Source organism: Achromobacter sp. SIMBA_011, from assembly GCF_046535435.1.
In the GTDB taxonomy this organism is placed as follows: Bacteria; Pseudomonadota; Gammaproteobacteria; order Burkholderiales; family Burkholderiaceae_B; genus Achromobacter; species Achromobacter dolens.
The window spans coordinates 1-255 of record NZ_JAWRWN010000814.1 but is presented as its reverse complement, the minus strand read 5'-3'; the positions used below and the strand labels follow the sequence as shown (position 1 = coordinate 255).

Sequence of the window (255 nt, the reverse complement as noted above, 5' to 3'; positions counted from 1 at the left end):
AGATAGTCTCGCAGCCATTCGAACGCCGGGACGACGTCCTCTACCGAATTTACCCGTCGCCAAAATTCGTCTGCTCGCACGATCGCGGTTTTCACAATCGGTGCCGATTTTTGAGCGACCATCTGCTCTCCGCGAATCAGGCTTAGATCTAAGGCCCTGTCGCGCGCATCGACAGTGAGATCAAACATTGCAGACTTATTGGTTCGGTGCCATCGAACAGAACTACCCGATACGTGCGGAACAAAGTCAAAGGAC

General features: G+C 52.9%; 1 protein-coding gene. It reads right to left on the bottom strand.

Going from position 1 to position 255, the window contains the following annotated elements:
* The coding region (locus SB816_RS33255) for a hypothetical protein (RefSeq protein WP_410548412.1) at positions 1-188 on the bottom strand (188 nt) is incomplete at its 3' end.
* Positions 189-255 lie beyond the last annotated feature (67 nt).